Source organism: Phocaeicola sp. RTP21359st1_B8_RTP21360_211022 (genome assembly GCF_040911965.1).
GTDB classification, from domain to species: Bacteria; Bacteroidota; Bacteroidia; order Bacteroidales; family Bacteroidaceae; genus Phocaeicola; species Phocaeicola vulgatus.
This window is the reverse complement of sequence record NZ_JBDFXP010000019.1, coordinates 60,888-78,807: the sequence shown is the minus strand read 5'-3', so window position 1 is coordinate 78,807 and position 17,920 is coordinate 60,888. Positions and strand designations below refer to the sequence as shown.

The following is a 17,920-nucleotide window of genomic DNA, read 5'->3' as shown; positions in this document are numbered from 1 at the left end:
AACAAGCTTATGAACTACGACATGTCTTCTTACTTTGAAGACCCGGAATTTAAAGAAGCATTGGCAAAATACGAGGGTATGGTGGAGAACCATACCCCCGCTTATTTTGAAGCTGATGAACTGATCGATATCGCCGAATACTACACTTTAAAAGGAAGACATAAAGATGCAGACAAGGCCATAGACCTCACTCTCCAATTACATCCCGAAAACACAGACGCCCTGGTTTTCCGGATACGCTCCCTGATGCTGCAAAACAAAAAGGAAGAAGCCAAAGTGGTAGCGCAACTCATCGCCAACAGCACCGACCGTGAATGCAGGTTCCTGCAAGCTGACATGCTGATGGAGGAGGACCGCATAGAAGAGGCCGAGGAGATATTCAAACAACTGGTCATGGACGAGGAGTACGAAGTGGATACGCTGCTGGATATCATCCAGGACTATACCAACGCCAATCAGGAAGAATATGCCGGACAATGGGTAGACTGCCTGTTTGCTCATTCCGACATGCAAACCCTGCCCAAAACCAACCAACGCCTCCGCGATGTGCTGTGCGATTATTACAGCACGTTCAACAAGCCCGACTTGGCCATCCCCTACCTGAACATGACCCTGAACGAGTATCCCTATTCCATCGAGCATTGGAACGAACTGGGGAAATGCCATCTGCAACAATGCCAATACGAAGAGGCGAACGAAGCCTTGGATTTCGCATTAGCCATTGATGATGAAAATACAGATTCATTGACTTTGAAAGCATTTGGTTACCACCAGGCAGGCAATTTAAAGGAATCCTGCGACTACTATCTCCGTCTGGCCAATGTGAGCAAGAACAAGACGAAAGCCTATCTGGCACTGGCACAAATCTATCTGGAGATGCGGGATCATGCTTCGGCCATCAGCTATATAGAAAAGCTGATAAACCGGAAATCGGGCCTGACCGACTACGAATTGGCCGAGTTATATTCTGACACGGCGCTCTGTCATGCCTATCTGGGGCATACCGAAAACGGATACAAATATATCAACCAAGCATTGGAGCTGAACGAACATGATGCCGAAATACGTATCGCAGCCGGACGCTTCTTTACAATAGAAGCTCAAAAAAGCGATATCAGCGAAGAGGAACAAGAAAACAACCTCCGCAATGCGGAACATCAATTCACACGTGCATTGGAGTTTACTCCGAAGGAGGAACGGTTTGATGTGCTGTTCAAAATCGGCTCTCTATATTTTGACGAACATAATTTTGAATATGCCAACCAGTACTTCGAACTAATAAACAAAGAATTTCCGGAGGATGCCGATGCCACTTACTTTTTTCTGGCTTACGGTTATTACCACCAGCAGGAATCCGCTTCGTTCATGCACTATCTGGCTAAAATCAGAAAAGAAATTCCGGATATGTACGCCACCATGGGAACCGGCGATACCATACTGATGACCGACACCTACTTCAATGAAGCGCTGCGTGCCATTAAAGAAGATGTCAGCACAGGCAAGATTAACTTAAACAAATATTTATAATAATTTTATGGAATCAGTTGCATTTATCCAGTGGTGTCTGGACCACTTGAATTATTGGACAATAACGTTATTAATGGCCATCGAAAGCTCTTTTATCCCTTTCCCCTCGGAAGTGGTAGTGCCGCCCGCCGCCTATAAGGCTGCCGGAGGAAACAGTGACCTGAATGTATTTCTGGTAGTTATATTTGCGACCATCGGAGCCAATATAGGAGCCATCATCAATTATTATATAGCCTATTTCGTAGGCCGTCCGCTGGTTTATAAATTTGCGAACAGCCGCTTCGGACACATGTGCCTGATTGATGAAGCCAAGGTTCAGAACGCGGAACACTACTTTGACAAGCATGGGGCACTCTCCACCTTTATCGGACGTCTTATTCCTGCCGTCCGCCAGCTTATCTCCATTCCTGCCGGTCTGGCCAAGATGAAATTATCCACTTTCCTGCTGTACACAACGCTGGGAGCAGGTATCTGGAATGCCATCCTGGCAGCCATCGGTTACTATCTGCAATCAGTGGTTCCCGAAGAGCAGTTATTGAGTACCGTCACCGAATACAGCCACGAGTTAGGATATTGCTTTATAGCTATCGGCGTTTTAATAGTAGGTTTCCTGATTTATAAAGGAAGAAAATAAAAAAGAATGAACTTTTTTCCATTTAAATTTGTTATCATTACAGTATCGAACTAAAATATAATAAAATTATGGCAAAAACAGCATTTAAAGGCACACCGGTAACACTAGCCGGAGAATTTGTGAAAGCAGGAACTTCAGCTCCGGAATTTACATTGGTAAAAGGAGATTTGAGCAATTATACATTAAAAGACGGGAAGGGCAAATATCTGATTCTGAACATTTTCCCCAGTATGGATACCGGCGTGTGCGCTACTTCCGTACGCAAGTTCAACCAGCTGGCTGCAAACCAGCCCAATACGGTGGTATTGGCAATCTCTAAAGACCTGCCATTCGCCCAGGGACGCTTCTGCACTACTGAAGGCATCACCAACGTTATTCCTTTGTCTGATTATCGCTATACTTCCGATTTCGCTGAAAAATATGGTGTATTGATGACTGATGGTCCTTTGGCTGGATTATTGGCACGCTCGGTTGTAGTGATTGACCCGGAAGGAAAAGTGGTTTATACCGAACTTGTTCCCGAAATAACCCAGGAACCGAATTATGAGGCCGCACTGAAAGCGGTAAAATAAAAAATGCTTCCCGAAAGAATAAAGAAAACGGCAGAAGATTTTTACAATCTATCCACATAGTTTTTAGGGTAGTTTCCGGCATAGCTTCTTGAAAGTTATGCCGGAAATTTTTATATGTCATGCTTGAAAGATCTATAATCTTGCATGTGAAAGATTTATAATCTTATGCCCGCAAGATCTATAATCTTACATCTTCATCCTTTAGACAAGTACCATTGGTACATTCTGTGTACCCCTTCTTCTATATCAATCTTATGCTGCCAGCCCAGCCGGTGCAATTTGCTTACATCCGTCATCTTACGCATAGTGCCGTCCGGTTTCGTAGCGTCAAAAGTCAGTTTGCCCTGATAACCCACCTCCTTGACAATCTTGTCCGCCAGTTGGGCAATGGTGATTTCTTTCCCCGTACCGATATTGATATGACAGTTGCGGATATCCTTGGAGCCGGCAGCATAGGTATCCTTAAAATCCACATGCTCCATGATATAGACACTGGCATCAGCCATCTCCTCACTCCATAAGAACTCACGCAACGGCTTGCCTGTTCCCCACAAAGTTACTTCCTGCCCGGTTATACCATACTTTTTCAGAATGGAGAGAATCTCCTCATCCGTATGCGAACCGTCTATCCCCTCTACGGGACGAAGATTCATATCTTTACGCACCGCGTCCCAGTCCCCTTCATTCAGGCATTTTCCCAAATGAATCTTACGAATCATGGCAGGCAGCACATGGCTGTTCTCCAAATGGAAATTATCATTGGGACCGTAAAGGTTCGTAGGCATCACGGCTATGTAATTGGTTCCATATTGCAAGTTAAAGCTTTCGCACATCTTCAACCCGGCAATCTTCGCAATAGCATACGGTTCGTTGGTATATTCCAAGGGAGAAGTCAGTAACACATCTTCCTTCATGGGTTGTACGGCATCACGAGGATAAATGCAAGTGCTTCCCAAAAACAAGAGTTTCTTTACATCATGGCGGAAACTCTCCCCTATCACATTCTGCTGAATCTGCAAGTTCTGATAAATAAAATCGGCACGGTAAAGACTGTTCGCCATGATGCCGCCCACATGTGCCGCTGCCAGAATGACATACTGGGGCTGCTCTTCATCAAAAAACTTCTTCACAGCCTGCCCGTCCAGCAAATCCAGTTCTTTGTGAGAACGGCCTACCAGATTGGTATATCCCTTTTGCTGCAAATTATTCCATATAGCAGACCCCACCAGTCCGTGGTGGCCTGCTACATATATCTTGGCTGTTTTTTCCATTATTCTGCTATTTGAGCCTTTAAATACAGTTTCTTCACGAACTTCATATCATGCTTCACCATGATTTTCACCAGTTCGGGGAAAGAAGTCTTACGGGGATTCCAGCCCAGCAACGTTTTGGCTTTAGTGGGATCACCCAACAACTGCTCCACTTCGGCGGGACGGAAATACTTAGGATCGACGGCAACCAGTTCCTTGCCTGTCGCCACATCGATACCTCTTTCATCCACCCCTTTGCCTTCCCAGCGCAATTCAATGCCCACTTCCTTGAAGGCCAGGGTACAGAACTCGCGCACCGTATGGTATTCGCCGGTCGCAATGACAAAATCTTCGGGAGTATCGTGCTGAAGAATCATCCACATACACTCCACATAATCCTTGGCATAGCCCCAGTCGCGCAAAGAATCCAGATTTCCCAGATACAATTTGTCCTGATATCCCTGGGCTATACGTGCGGCAGCCAAAGTAATCTTGCGTGTTACGAAATTTTCACCACGGCGTTCACTCTCATGGTTGAACAGGATGCCGTTCACGGCAAACATACCGTAACTTTCACGATAGTTCTTGGTAATCCAGAAACCATACTGCTTGGCCACCCCATACGGAGAACGGGGATAGAAGGGAGTCGTTTCCTTCTGAGGCACTTCCTGTACCAGTCCGAACAATTCGGAAGTCGATGCCTGATAAATCTTGGTCTTCTTTTCCAGGCCCAGAATACGGACCGCTTCCAACATACGCAGCGTGCCTACCGCATCCGCTTCCGCAGTGTACTCGGGTACATCGAAACTTACTTTCACATGGCTCTGAGCAGCCAGATTATAGATTTCATCGGGCTGTACAGCCTGAATGATACGTATCAGCGAACTACTGTCGGTCATATCCCCCCAATGCAGATTCACCAGACGGGTCTTTTGCATATCACGAACCCACTCGTCCAGATAAAGATGTTCTATACGACCGGTATTGAATGAAGAAGAACGGCGCAGAATACCGTGAACCTCATATCCCTTTTCAATCAAAAACTCTGCCAGGAATGAACCGTCCTGACCTGTAATACCTGAAATTAAAGCTACTTTTTTCATTTCGTTTATTGTAAATGGCCTTATGCAAGCCCTCTTGGTTATTTCATATCACATAGCTATCTACTGCTATCTGCCTTTCGGCATGGCAAAGGGCGGAATGACCAAACAGAACGGCAGATGACAGACAGCATACACTCCATGTATGCAGAAATAAAATATATACAAGAAAGAATATTTACTCCGCCGAAAATTCTTTGATGCGCTGTTCCTCGCTCAACCGGCAGATCAGCAATGTGTTATTCTTCTCAGCAACGATATATCCGTCCAGTCCCTGTACCACCACCCTCTTTTCCTGTGTAGTGTGAATCACACAGTTACGGGTTTCATACAACTTTATATTCTCACCTATCTGCGTATTATTATGGGCATCTTTCGGCAAATTCTCGTGCAATGATCCCCAAGTACCCAGATCACTCCACCCAAAGCTGGCAGGAAGGACAAAAATCTCATCCGCCTTCTCCATAATGGCATAATCCACCGAAATGTTCTCGCACAAAGGGAAATTCCGGTCAATCATTTCCTGCTCCTTGTCCGTATAATAATAAGGAAGCAAACGCTCGAACACCTTCGAAATGGCAGGCTGATATACGCGCAGGGCGTTCACCACCGTATTTACATTCCACACAAAAATACCGGCATTCCAGAAGAAATTATTTTTTTGAATATAGCGCCGGGCTGTTTCCAGATCGGGTTTCTCTTTAAAAGAATACACCCGGAATACCTCCTTATTGGCGGTAGAAGGTACACTGAGATCAGCTTCAATGTAACCGTAGCCCGTCTCAGGACGGGTAGGTTTCATGCCCAGGGTAAGGATAGCGTCCGAATCGGCCGTAAAATTCATCGCCGAATTAATCACCCGCTGAAACTCCGCGATATTCATCACAATGTGGTCGCTGGGGGTCACCACCATATTGGCCTTAGGATTACGTGCCTTTATTTTCCAACTGACGTATGCTATACAAGGAGCCGTATTGCGACGGCAAGGCTCACGCAGGATATGATCATCAGCAATATCGGGCAACTGCTCCTTTACAGTATCCGCATACTTCTCTGATGTCACCACCCAAATATTTTCCGGAGGACAGATCCCCTGAAAACGGTCAGCCGTAAGTTGGATCAATGTACGGCCGCAACCCAGTACATCAATAAATTGCTTAGGATAATCAGGAGTACTCATCGGCCAGAAACGGCTTCCAACACCTCCGGCCATTATAACGAGGTGATTATTCTTGATGTTCATATGATTCATTTTTTACGTTGTATGACCGCAAAGATAAGTATTATTTTTTAAAAAAAGTATTGCGTTTTAATTTATATGTCCTATATTTGCATACGACTAACATTTTTTTTGTCATGAAACAACCGACAACTGAAAACTCTGATATAATTAAACTAGTAGCGATATTAGGTGATTTTGCCTTGTTGAACCTTTCTATGATACTTGTGTTTTTTATTCTGAAAGGAATAGATTCACAGGCCATAGCCCATATTTCATTGAAAACCTACCTGCTGACTTCCAACCTGTGCTATATTCCCTGCATATCCATCTTTGGGGTCATACTGCACAACCGCATAGTGCGTCCGGAACAGATTGTAGGCCGCCTGTTAGGAACAATCAGCTTGCATGTAGTCATCTTCCTCACGGTGCTGGCCATTATTAAGGTAGATAACTTCTCACGCATCTATCTGCTTGCTTTCTATCTGTCTTTCATACCTTTAGCTATAGGATGGCGACTGACATTGCGGTTCTTTGTGAAAATGTTCCGCCGCAGTGGCAGGAACCTGCACACCACTGTACTGATAGGCGACGGGGACAATATGGTGGAGCTGTACCATACGTTGAACGATTTGACTTACGGATACAGGGTTTTAGGCATTTTCTATGATGAGAAGGACTCTAATTACCCCGAAGGGATTCCCTTTAAAGGTCCTGTAAACCAATTATTTGAATGGTTATCCCATAACACCGTGCACGAACTGTACTGTGGTCTGCCATCCAGCAGAAAGGATGATATTCTGGCCATCATGAACTATTGCGAGAACAATCTGATCCGCTTCTATAGCGTACCTCATGTACGTAATTACATAAAGCGTCAGCTGCAACTGGAATTATTGGGTGAAGTTCCTGTATTGTCCATCCGTACCGAGCCGTTGCAGAACCCGGTAAACAGACTGGCAAAACGGTTATTTGATTTGACATTTTCCTCTCTGTTTTTACTTACAATTTTTCCATTTATATACCTGATTGTAGGTCTTATTATTAAAATTACCTCACCTGGTCCCATATTCTTCAAACAGGAGAGAAACGGGGAAAACGGGAAAATCTTTAAATGCTATAAGTTCCGTTCCATGAAAGTGAACGCATTGTCCGATTCATTGCAGGCTACCAAGAATGATCCCCGCAAGACCAAGTTCGGCAACTTCCTGCGTAAAAGCAATCTGGACGAACTGCCGCAATTCATTAATGTATTCAAAGGAGAGATGTCCATTGTAGGTCCCAGACCCCATATGCTGAAACATACAGAGGAATATTCCCAACTGATTAACAAATACATGATGCGCCACCTTGTCAAACCCGGAATTACCGGATGGGCGCAAGTCACCGGCTACCGGGGAGAAACCAAAGAACTTTCCCAAATGGAAGGCAGGGTAAGAAGAGACTTGTGGTATATTGAGAACTGGACTTTCCTGCTCGACATCCGCATCATGATAAAAACAGTAACCAACATGTTCCGGGGCGAGAAAAACGCCTATTAATCCAAATCGTAGGGACATATAAAAAATAAAAAGATATGAAAGGTATTGTACTAGCCGGAGGTTCGGGCACGCGCCTCTATCCTATTACCAAAGGAGTATCCAAACAGCTGCTGCCTGTCTTCGACAAACCCATGATTTATTATCCTATATCGGTACTTATGCTGGCCGGCATACGGGAAATACTCATTATCTCCACCCCATACGACTTACCGAGCTTCAAAAGACTGTTAGGAGACGGAAGCGATTTCGGAGTACGCTTTGAATATGCGGAACAGCCTTCGCCCGACGGACTGGCTCAGGCTTTCATCATCGGCGAGAAATTCATCGGAAATGATTCCGTCTGCCTTGTACTGGGTGATAACATATTCCACGGCAACGGCCTGTCCGCCATGTTGAGAGAATCCGTACGTGCTGCCGAAGAGGACAAGAAAGCAACGGTATTCGGCTATTGGGTCAGTGACCCCGAAAGATATGGCGTAGCGGAATTTGACAAGGATGGCAATTGTCTCTCTATTGAAGAAAAACCTGCCCAACCTAAGTCCAACTATGCCGTGGTGGGACTCTATTTCTATCCCAACAAGGTGGTGGAAGTAGCCAAGAATATCAAGCCTTCGGCACGGGGAGAACTGGAAATCACCACCGTAAACCAGCAATTTCTTCAGGACAAGGAATTGAAAGTACAGACATTGGGCAGAGGTTTCGCATGGCTGGATACCGGTACTCACGACTCGCTGGCCGAGGCAAGTACCTACATCGAAGTCATTGAAAAGCGCCAGGGGCTGAAAGTGGCGTGCCTTGAGGGCATAGCTTTGAGAAAAGGCTGGATTACCCCGGAAAAGATGCAGGAACTGGCCCAGCCGATGCTTAAAAACCAATACGGACAATATTTACTGAAAGTTATAAAAGAACTGGGATTAGAATAATGGAAGTTATAAAAACAGCAATAGACGGGGTTTTCATTTTGGAACCCCGTATTTTTAATGATGCAAGAGGGTATTTCTTTGAAAGCTTCTCAGGACGTGAATTTGAAGAAAAAGTATGCAGGACTACATTTGTACAGGATAATGAGAGTTTCTCTACTTACGGTGTATTACGCGGCCTGCATTTCCAGAAACCTCCTTTCACACAAAGCAAGCTGGTGCGTGTGATCAAGGGAGCGGTACTGGATGTGGCTGTAGATATCCGGAAAGGTTCTCCTACTTTCGGAAAGCATGTGGCTGTAGAATTGACCGGAGAGAATCACCGGCAGTTTTTTATCCCCCGCGGATTCGCACACGGCTTTGCGGTACTAAGTGACGAGGTGTTGTTCCAATACAAGTGTGACCATTATTATGCTCCGCAAAGCGAAGGAGGAATCGCATGGGACGACCCCGATCTAGGCATAGACTGGCGACTTCCGGCCGACAAGGTTATTTTGTCCGACAAGGACAAGAAACATCCGAGATTGAAAGACTATCAAACGGATTTCGACTTTAATCAAAGTTTATATTAAAGGCAGTTTTGATTCTGCGTTTGTCCGGTTTTGCCAGTGAAATTAAAGAAGCCGAAAACTGCACACCGGACTATCGTAACGTTCAGGGCAACATTTCCGAAGATTGACCTATAAAAACAGGGTGCACCTCCTACGAAAGAGATGCACCCTGTTTTTATAGGTCAATATCTTTATATCACTTCTTCTCCATCCCCTCCTGAGGAGCATTAAGTCCTGCCTTCAGATTTTCAAAGAATTCACGTCCGAACAAGATCCATGCGGAAGCGCCCGCCACTGCCAGGAAAATAAATCCGACAAGAATCACCTTCTTGCTGGTTCCCGAAGGCAGCAACGGCACACTGGCAGGTTCCACAACGGCAAATACAGGTTTGGCCTCCTGTACTTTGGCCCGTGCCACCTGCAATTGGGTAGCCACCTGGCTATACACCTGATATGCCAGATTCATATCATTCTGCAACCGTTCTCTCTCCGTCAAAGCACTTTGAAGGACAACCCCCTTGTTGGCATCCATGTAATTGGCATAATTCTGCTGGGCTACATAATACTCCTGCTGGCGTTCCTTATACAATTGTTCCAGATAAGCACAATCCTGCTGGGCTTTGGAGACCCTGTACGCTGTGATATACTCCTGAAGCTTCACCACTACCGTGTCTGTAATGGCGGCCGTAACCATCGGGTCCTGCAAAGTCACCGTCACTGTGGTGATGCCGGTTTTCTTATCCACATCAGCAGTAATCGCCTTACGCATGGCTTCCACTTTCTTCGCCTGATCTTCTGTCAGGTGGAAAGGATCCAGCCTGTTCCCTTCTTCCTCTTCCTTATCGGAGAAGAGAGATTTCACCCCGCCTATAGCCGCCCCGGGCAATCCCATAACAGCACCCCACCACGGAGCTTTCTGCTCATCGAGATAAGCTACAAAAGTAGTATCCACCTCACCGTCCAACGTAGTGACATGTGCATTAAACAGTTCCAGAATGAAAGGAGTAGACGCTACTATATCCGGGAAAAGAGATACGTTCAACGCATCCGCCTCACTGCCCAGACTCATGCCTCCGATCCCCAGCATGGCAGCCATTCCCGACAGGCTCCCCCCTCCGCTTTTACCGGATTCGGGAGACAATGTCACTTCCACCGTATATTGCTTGGGAATACTCAAAGCGATAATCACCCCTACAATAGCACCTATTCCGGCAACCTTCAGCAGCATCTTTCGGGCAGCCCACAACTTACGGACATACTCCATCAAATCAATTTCCAACTCCTCGTCTTCCCGTGGTCTTTCCGTATTATTCGTATAATTCTTATCTTCCGCCATACTGTTTCTATTTTAAGATATTAGCAATAGATGCAATCATAGTAGCCAACGACGCACTGGTGGTTGCTATGGACAAGGTGTTCTGCAAAGACCAGTTGCTCTTTTCCTTCACCGGAACAATCACCTCACAGCCCGGCTGGATCAGCTCACGGCTACCCTTCTTCGCTCTCTTCACCTGACCGTTCATATATACAATATACGCCTTGCTCTTCTTCGCACGGAAACCATAACCTCCGGCCTGCTCTATATAATATTTCAACGTCTTGCCATCTTCAAATGAAACGGTATTGGGATACATCACAGCCCCGCTGATACGTACCGTGTTGTTGTATTCGGGAATTTCAATCACATCCCCCTCACGCAATACGATATCCGCACTGGAGCCGGGTTTAAGCATCGCTTTTTCCAAATCGATACCCACATAATAGATATCTCCCAAATCCAGCCGGTTGACATCAATGGAGTCCTTTCCAGTCTTGGCCATATCCAGAACCATTTCCATACGTTTGCGTTCATCGGCATTGATACGACGGCTTAAACGGGCCCCTTTGATATAAGCAAACGGAGTCACTCCACCTGCCTTCTTGATCAAATCGGAAAGACGTTCGCTCTTCTCTGTCAGCGCATAATCACCTTCATACAAAACCTCACCGGTCACCTGCACATTCACCTGTTCCTGATAAGCAGGGCTCTTACGCACATATACCTGATCGTATGGCTGCAACACAAAACCCGGTTCTCCGTCTATCACAAAACCGTCTTTCAGAGAAAACGAGTACATTTGTCCTATGGTGGAAACCGCTTCCGTACCTTTGCTATCCTTGATACGGCGGGAAACATCCACACGGACGGTAGAAGCCGATTCCATCAATCCGCCAGCCTGGATTATAATATCCTCCAAAGTCGTATTGTCGGCAAAAGCGAACTCACCCGGACGGGCAACCTCACCATACACCATGATGCTTCCCACATCCTCCAAGTCATGAATACTGGGAATATAAAGCACATCATTACGCTGCAAAGGTACATCGGGTGCAGTACCGTCCATGATGCCTTTTATATCTACTTGAATAACCTCTTTCTTCAGATTCTCGCGCTCGCGATGCAACACCGCACGTCCTGTAAAGGCATCACCCATAAGGCCTTCAGCCTTTTCCACCAGTTGGCGGACTGTATTCAAGGTTCCTCCGAACTGATAAATGCCCGGACGATAGACAGCCCCCTTGATTTCAAGCTTGTTCTCAAAACGGTCCAGAATAGCTTCAGCAGTCAGCGCATCACCATCTTTTACCTGGAATACGGAATAATCAATATCATCAATCGTATAAATCTGATACTCCTTTCCGTTTTGACGAATCATGCGGAGAGAACGGGTATAGGCATCCCCCGAAAATCCACCGGCATACTTCAACAACGTGGCAACACTTTCGTTGTTTTTCATCTCGTATTTCATGGGGCGTTTCACATTACCCTCTATGCTAACCAACGCCTCGTATGGAGGAACGATGATCACATCGCCTTCCTGCAAGCGGATATCATCATTGATTTTACCTTTCATAATAAAATCGTACACATCTACGGTAGCGATTTTCTGTCCTCCGCGCACTACTTGTATATTGCGCAAGCTACCGATATCGCTCACGCCACCGGCACGGTACAGTGCATGAAACACGGTAGAGAAAGAAGACAATGCATAAGTTCCCGGTTGGAACACTTCCCCCATCACGTTCACCTGGATCGTCCGGCTGTTTCCCAAAGTAACCTTGATTTGTGAGGACGGGTTCTGTTCATTATCAAGCCCTGCATAAATCTTATTCAGTTCTTTACGCAAATATTGGTTGGCTTCGGCAATAGTCATGCCGTTCAGATAAATCAATCCCAAATCGGGGATCGTGATAGATCCGTCCGGAGATACATTATCGCGGATGGTGGCCTGGTTTGTACCCCAGATATCAATGATTACCTCATCACCCGGCCCCAGACGGTAATTAGGAGGAGTAGCCAGATTCACACTCGGCTCGAATGTAAGGTTTCTGGTTTCAAAAATGTCCCGTCCGTACACCTTATCCTTCTGCATTTCTTCCATATCGCCCATGCCCATCCCCTCGTAATAGCGATTGGCAGAAACACTGTCCGACAAGTTCTTCCCTACCACTCTGCCCGCAACCGGACGTTGGTCGAAAGTAAAATTCTCTGTTACATAGATATCTTCCTGCGTCTTTGTCTTTTCACGCAAACGGTTCCGATTTTGCATCGTTGCATTTGCGTCTTTATCAGCAGACCCATTTTGCTGTTCATAAAGTTTCTTTACACGCTTAGCCTGTTCTTGTGTCACTCCTCTACGGGCTAACTCTGTAGCAATCTGACGTTGGTCTTTTCCTTGTTGCATGCCCGTCTTCACATATTCCAACACCTGTTGGTCACTCATAGATTGCTGTGCAAGCACAGAACCTGAGAGGGCAAAAACTAAGACCAGTACGGATAATAGTTTTTTTATCATATAAATTCAATAAACTTAGTAATTTAGCAGCCGCAAAGGTAGATATTATTTTCGATATAGGCGAGTATTATTTCATAAATATCCCTCTAACAAATATAAAAACGGCTGCCACCTGACGGTGTACAGCCATTTATTCTTTAATAATCCGTTAGCAGAATTCATTCAGACTTCATTGCACAGCCCTCCTTCTTAAAAAAGGTCTGCAAGGGTAAAACTTGTGCAATACCATTCCGGCCGGATCAGCAATACATATTTACGATGGCTTCGTACAATTCTTGCTTACCGCTTACTTGCTTGGGCTCACCATTCTGCTTAGCATAAGCCACTACGTCTTCCAATGTCAGCTTGCCTTCTTCAAATTCTTTGCCTTTGCCACTGTCGAATGAAGCATAGCGGTCTGACAACATCTTGCAGTAAGGAGATTCATTAAGCAAAGCAGCAGCACTTTCCAATGCACGCGCCATAGCGTCCATACCTGCAATATGGGCGATAAAGATATCTTCCAGATCAGTAGAGTTACGACGTGTCTTGGCATCAAAGTTGGTACCGCCATTACCCAAACCGCCGTTGCGGATAATCTGCATCATGGCCTGGGTCAGTTCGTAATTGTCGATAGGGAACTGGTCTGTATCCCATCCGTTCTGATAATCGCCACGGTTAGCGTCAATAGATCCCAACATTCCGTTATCTACCGCAACAGCCAGTTCATGTTCAAATGTATGACCAGCCAACGTAGCATGATTCACTTCAATGTTCACCTTGAAATCCTTGTCCAGTCCGTGAGTTTTCAAGAACCCTACCACAGTTTCGGTATCCACATCATATTGATGCTTAGTCGGCTCCATCGGTTTGGGTTCAATCAGGAAAGTACCTGTAAACCCTTTGCTCCGGGCATAATCGCGGGCGATGGTCAACATCTGAGCCAGATGTTCTTTCTCACGCTTCTGATCTGTATTCAATAAAGACATATACCCTTCACGTCCACCCCAGAACACGTAATTGGAGCCACCCAGTTCGATGGTAGCGTCAATAGCGTTCTTTATCTGGACAGCAGCGCGGGCAACCACATCAAATTCGGGGTTTGTAGCAGCCCCGTTCATATAGCGTGCGTGACCAAAAACATTTGCCGTACCCCATAACAATTTGATTCCGGTTTCAGCCTGTTTCTGTTTGGCATAAGCAACTATCTCTTTCAGATTCGCTTCATATTCCTCAATTGTATCGGCTTCCTCACACAAGTCCACATCATGGAAACAATAATATTCGATTCCCATTTTCTGCATGAATTCAAAGCCGGCATCCATCTTATTCTTGGCAGCCTGCACCTTATCGGCATCACCGTTCCAAGGGAATTTCTTTGTTCCGCCGCCAAACTGGTCACCGCCCTCGGCACACAACGTATGCCACCATGCCATAGCAAACTTCAACCAGTCTTTCATCTTCTTTCCGTTAATTACCTTTTCAGCATCATAATAACGGAACGCCATCGGGTTCTTACTTTCCTTACCTTCAAATTTAATCTTTCCTATACCGGGAAAATACTCTTTTGTAGCCATAATTCTTTACTTATTTTAATAACTTGTTCTAATTTATCTACTATCTTTTTTCAACACGCAGGCGGATAGCCATTTCTTTATCCGAAGGTCCTTAAAAGGCAGCCATCGCTCTCTCCAGATTGGATTTCCAGCGGGCATACGCATCATCGTAAGCAGTACGCTGTGCCACATCAGGCTCTATCACCTCCAGTTTTTCCAATGTGGCAAATGCCTCGTTGTTATCTTTATAAACACCCGCGCCTATGCCGGCCCCCTTGGCGGCGCCCACCGATCCATCCGTGTCATACAGTTCGATTACAGCCCCTGTCACTCCCGCCAACGTTTCGCGGAAGATAGGACTGAGAAACATATTGGCATGTCCGGCATGAATCTTCTGTACAGGGATACCCATCTGCTCCATGATATCAATGCCGTATTTAAACGAGAACACGATCCCTTCCTGTGCGGCACGAACAATATGCTGCTTTCCATGCAGGTTAAAATTAACTCCACATATAGAGCATCCTGTCTCTTTATTTTCCAGCATACGCTCCGCCCCGTTGCCAAAAGGAAGAATACTTACTCCGGCACTGCCGACAGGAGCCTGTGCCGCCAGCCTGTTCATATCACTGTAAGAAATACCTTCGGGAGCCACATTACGTTTCACCCACGAATTCAATATACCGGTACCATTGATACACAACAACACTCCCAGACGGGTCTGCTCGGCAGTATGATTTACATGGGCAAAAGTATTCACCCGGGATTTCGGATCATAATTCACCTCACCGTTCACGCCATATACCACTCCCGATGTTCCTGCCGTAGAAGCAATCTCTCCCGGATTGAACACATTGAGCGACAAAGCATTATTAGGCTGGTCTCCGGCGCGATAGGTTACAGGAATTCCCTCTTTCAGGCCCAATTCTTTGGCAGCCCATGCATTTACACGCCCCTGCTCGCCAAAAGTCGGTTTGATATCAGCTATCAGCGAACGGTCGAATCCATAATAATCCATCAGGAAGCCCGCGACATCATTTGCCTGAAAATCCCAGAACATCCCTTCGGACAAACCGGACACCGTGGTACAAATATCCCCCGTCAGTTTCATAGCGATATAATCGCCGGGCAGCATTATTTTATAAATACGTTCGTATACAGCAGGCTCATTCTCTTTAATCCATGCCAGTTTGGAAGCGGTAAAATTCCCCGGAGAGTTCAGCAGATGAGAAAGACATTGCGTTTCCCCCAATGCCTCAAACGCTTTCTGCCCGTATGGAACCGCCCGTGAGTCACACCATATAATAGCCGGACGTAATACATTTTGCCCTTTATCCACACAAACCAGTCCGTGCATCTGATAAGAGATACCGATAGCGGCAATTCCATCCGGACCGATCCCACTCCCGGCCATGACAGCCTGAGTTGACAATTTCAGATTTTCCCACCAATTTTGCGGATCCTGCTCAGCCCATCCGGGGCGGGCAGCCATAATAGCAGCCTCTGTTTTAGGGAAGAATGCAGAAGAAACACACTTTCCGGTCTCTGCATTTACCAAACTCGCCTTTACCGACGAACTGCCAATATCATAACCTAATAGGTACATTTAATTGAAAATTAAGAATTTTAAAATAATAGTCTCTGTCCCGATGCTTATCAGCATTATCCTTCCAAGGAAAGGCCGGTGAAGAATCCCAAAACATATACCGATTCCCCGAAACGACCAGGCGGAGTATTCTCACAGCAATCACAACAAGGCTAAAGTTATCTGTCTGTTATCACTTCGTTCCCGACTTATTATATATTGAACGGTCGAACTTATAGAAGCGTGCCGCCCTGTGGCATACACCTACCTGTTTTTCTTCCAAAGGTACTACATATGGCATCAACGCTATCTTCTTATGGAAGTTCCTTACGTCAAACACCTTATCATAAATCAACTGATAGACAGTCCGCAACTGGGCCGCCGTAAACTTCCGGGGAAGCAAGTCGAACATTGCGGAAGGAGCATATTCCACATAATGGCGTATATGCACCAATGCATCCTGCAAAATCTGGAAATGGTCGAACGCCAGGCTTTTCACCTCCGTCACAGGTGTCCAGCAAGCATCGTATTTATCAGACAGCTGTTCGAACCGTCTGTCAATCTTCACCAGTGTCAGGTAAGCGATAGTCACAATGCGGTCTATTTTCTTCTCGTCCAAACGATGAAAACGTTCCAGCCACAGCACATCCTTAGGGTTACGGGTACGGTCTTTCGATCCATACGCCTTAAACTGGGTAAGCTTAACATTCTTCAGGCCCGTCAACTCATTCAACACCCGCTTGGCCGCCTCATCCAGATCCTCATCGTCATAGATAAGGCTGCCCGGCAACTTCATGTTATTATATCCGTCCTCGGACTGTTTCCCCACCTGCCTTACCAACAGGACACGGAACTGCTCTCCATCAAACCCAATCAGCACACAGTCCACAGATACATGTAAATTAATCGTCTGGTTTATTTCCGACATAGTAATATGGCTTTTATCATTTCCGGCAGCAAAGATAAATACTATTTTTCGAATTACACAAAACAATATATTTATTTTTATTATGTTCCAAAACACTATTTTTCAATATAATAAATATCATCCATCATACAATATCACATCTTAATCTTATCATATACACTACAATATATAATGTACAGGAGTTGTCCCGTCTTCTTTTTTCCCTTTTTCCAAAGGGCTTTTATTCCATTCAACCCCCTATTTCAGACACTTGGTTAAGGAAAAGCAATCTTTACGCCAAAAAATTAATAGAATAAAGTTGTTTATTCACAATAATTTTCTTTACTTTTGCCCATTAAAATCTAAAGATTACTCTATGAGAAAGAAAATTTTGGTCTTGGACGACAAAATAGCAATTGCAAAAGTCCTTTCAATCTATCTGGCCAGTGATTATGATTGTATTTGGTTACCGAATGGCATCGAAGGGGTAAAATGGCTTCAGGAAGGTAACATACCAGATTTGATTATATCAGATATCCGTATGCCCGAAATGCGTGGAGACGAGTTTCTGGAATGGATAAAATCCAATCAGTTATTCAAACACATTCCGGTGGTTATGCTAAGCAGCGAAGACAGTACCACAGAACGCATCCGCCTGTTACAAGAAGGCGCGGAAGACTATATTGTCAAACCTTTCAATCCCATGGAGTTAAAAGTAAGAATTAAGAAAATCATTGAGTAAA

The 17,920-nt window shown here is 45.4% G+C and carries 15 protein-coding genes; 7 read left to right on the top strand and 8 right to left on the bottom strand.

What is annotated here, in order from left to right:
- Positions 1–9 precede the first annotated feature (9 nt).
- The 3 genes from AB5062_RS11710 (at position 10) to tpx (ending at position 2,733) form a co-directional block, all read left to right on the top strand.
- The gene (locus tag AB5062_RS11710; RefSeq protein WP_012055959.1) at positions 10–1,527 is read left to right on the top strand and encodes a lipopolysaccharide assembly protein LapB; all 1,518 of its coding nucleotides are present in this window, start codon (positions 10–12) and stop codon (positions 1,525–1,527) included.
- Positions 1,528–1,534: 7 nt separating this feature from the next.
- Entirely contained in the window at positions 1,535–2,161 is a 627-nt protein-coding gene (locus AB5062_RS11705) for a DedA family protein (RefSeq protein WP_005843160.1), read from the top strand.
- A gap of 68 nt (positions 2,162–2,229) precedes the next feature.
- Positions 2,230–2,733: a thiol peroxidase gene (tpx, locus tag AB5062_RS11700; protein WP_005851502.1), complete on the top strand. Its 504-nt coding sequence runs from the start codon at positions 2,230–2,232 to the stop codon at positions 2,731–2,733.
- A 194-nt stretch (positions 2,734–2,927) separates the two neighbouring features.
- Here tpx and AB5062_RS11695 read toward each other — a convergent pair whose 3' ends face one another.
- The 3 genes from AB5062_RS11695 to AB5062_RS11685 form a co-directional block, all read right to left on the bottom strand.
- On the bottom strand, positions 2,928–4,004 hold the full coding sequence (locus AB5062_RS11695) for a GDP-L-fucose synthase (RefSeq protein WP_012055960.1): 1,077 nt from the start codon (positions 4,002–4,004) through the stop codon (positions 2,928–2,930).
- A complete protein-coding gene (gmd, locus tag AB5062_RS11690) occupies positions 4,004–5,086 on the bottom strand; it encodes a GDP-mannose 4,6-dehydratase (RefSeq protein WP_005851498.1) in 1,083 nt (360 codons plus the stop codon). Before gmd ends, AB5062_RS11695 begins: the two co-directional genes overlap by 1 nt.
- A 175-nt stretch (positions 5,087–5,261) precedes the next feature.
- Positions 5,262–6,326 (bottom strand): mannose-1-phosphate guanylyltransferase, encoded by a 1,065-nt coding sequence (locus AB5062_RS11685; protein ID WP_005851496.1) that lies wholly within the window; start codon positions 6,324–6,326, stop codon positions 5,262–5,264.
- A gap of 113 nt (positions 6,327–6,439) precedes the next feature.
- Between AB5062_RS11685 and AB5062_RS11680 the strand changes: the two genes are divergently transcribed.
- From AB5062_RS11680 to rfbC, 3 genes are read left to right on the top strand one after another with little or no spacing between them, the layout of a single operon-like run.
- The gene (locus AB5062_RS11680) at positions 6,440–7,843 is read left to right on the top strand and encodes an undecaprenyl-phosphate glucose phosphotransferase (RefSeq protein WP_005843155.1); all 1,404 of its coding nucleotides are present in this window, start codon (positions 6,440–6,442) and stop codon (positions 7,841–7,843) included.
- Between the two features lie 35 nt (positions 7,844–7,878).
- Positions 7,879–8,766 (top strand): glucose-1-phosphate thymidylyltransferase RfbA, encoded by an 888-nt coding sequence (gene rfbA / locus AB5062_RS11675; RefSeq protein WP_005843154.1) that lies wholly within the window; start codon positions 7,879–7,881, stop codon positions 8,764–8,766.
- Positions 8,766–9,335: a dTDP-4-dehydrorhamnose 3,5-epimerase gene (gene rfbC, locus AB5062_RS11670; RefSeq protein WP_005843153.1), complete on the top strand. Its 570-nt coding sequence runs from the start codon at positions 8,766–8,768 to the stop codon at positions 9,333–9,335. The genes rfbA and rfbC overlap by 1 nt, the downstream gene beginning before the upstream one ends.
- Positions 9,336–9,510: 175 nt before the next feature.
- Here rfbC and AB5062_RS11665 read toward each other — a convergent pair whose 3' ends face one another.
- The 5 genes from AB5062_RS11665 to AB5062_RS11645 form a co-directional block, all read right to left on the bottom strand.
- Positions 9,511–10,650 (bottom strand): Wzz/FepE/Etk N-terminal domain-containing protein, encoded by a 1,140-nt coding sequence (locus AB5062_RS11665; protein WP_005843152.1) that lies wholly within the window; start codon positions 10,648–10,650, stop codon positions 9,511–9,513.
- Positions 10,651–10,657: 7 nt separating this feature from the next.
- Positions 10,658–13,150: an SLBB domain-containing protein gene (locus tag AB5062_RS11660; RefSeq protein ID WP_032952449.1), complete on the bottom strand. Its 2,493-nt coding sequence runs from the start codon at positions 13,148–13,150 to the stop codon at positions 10,658–10,660.
- Positions 13,151–13,389: 239 nt separating this feature from the next.
- A complete protein-coding gene (xylA, locus tag AB5062_RS11655; protein ID WP_005851486.1) occupies positions 13,390–14,706 on the bottom strand; it encodes a xylose isomerase in 1,317 nt (438 codons plus the stop codon).
- Positions 14,707–14,797: 91 nt separating this feature from the next.
- A complete protein-coding gene (locus tag AB5062_RS11650) occupies positions 14,798–16,291 on the bottom strand; it encodes a xylulokinase (protein ID WP_005851484.1) in 1,494 nt (497 codons plus the stop codon).
- 172 nt (positions 16,292–16,463) lie between these two features.
- Positions 16,464–17,198, bottom strand: a complete 735-nt coding sequence (locus AB5062_RS11645) for an NUDIX domain-containing protein (protein WP_005843148.1) — start codon at positions 17,196–17,198, stop codon at positions 16,464–16,466.
- A gap of 355 nt (positions 17,199–17,553) precedes the next feature.
- Between AB5062_RS11645 and AB5062_RS11640 the strand changes: the two genes are divergently transcribed.
- A complete protein-coding gene (locus tag AB5062_RS11640) occupies positions 17,554–17,919 on the top strand; it encodes a response regulator transcription factor (RefSeq protein WP_005843147.1) in 366 nt (121 codons plus the stop codon).
- The last annotated feature ends 1 nt before the right edge of the window (position 17,920 follow it).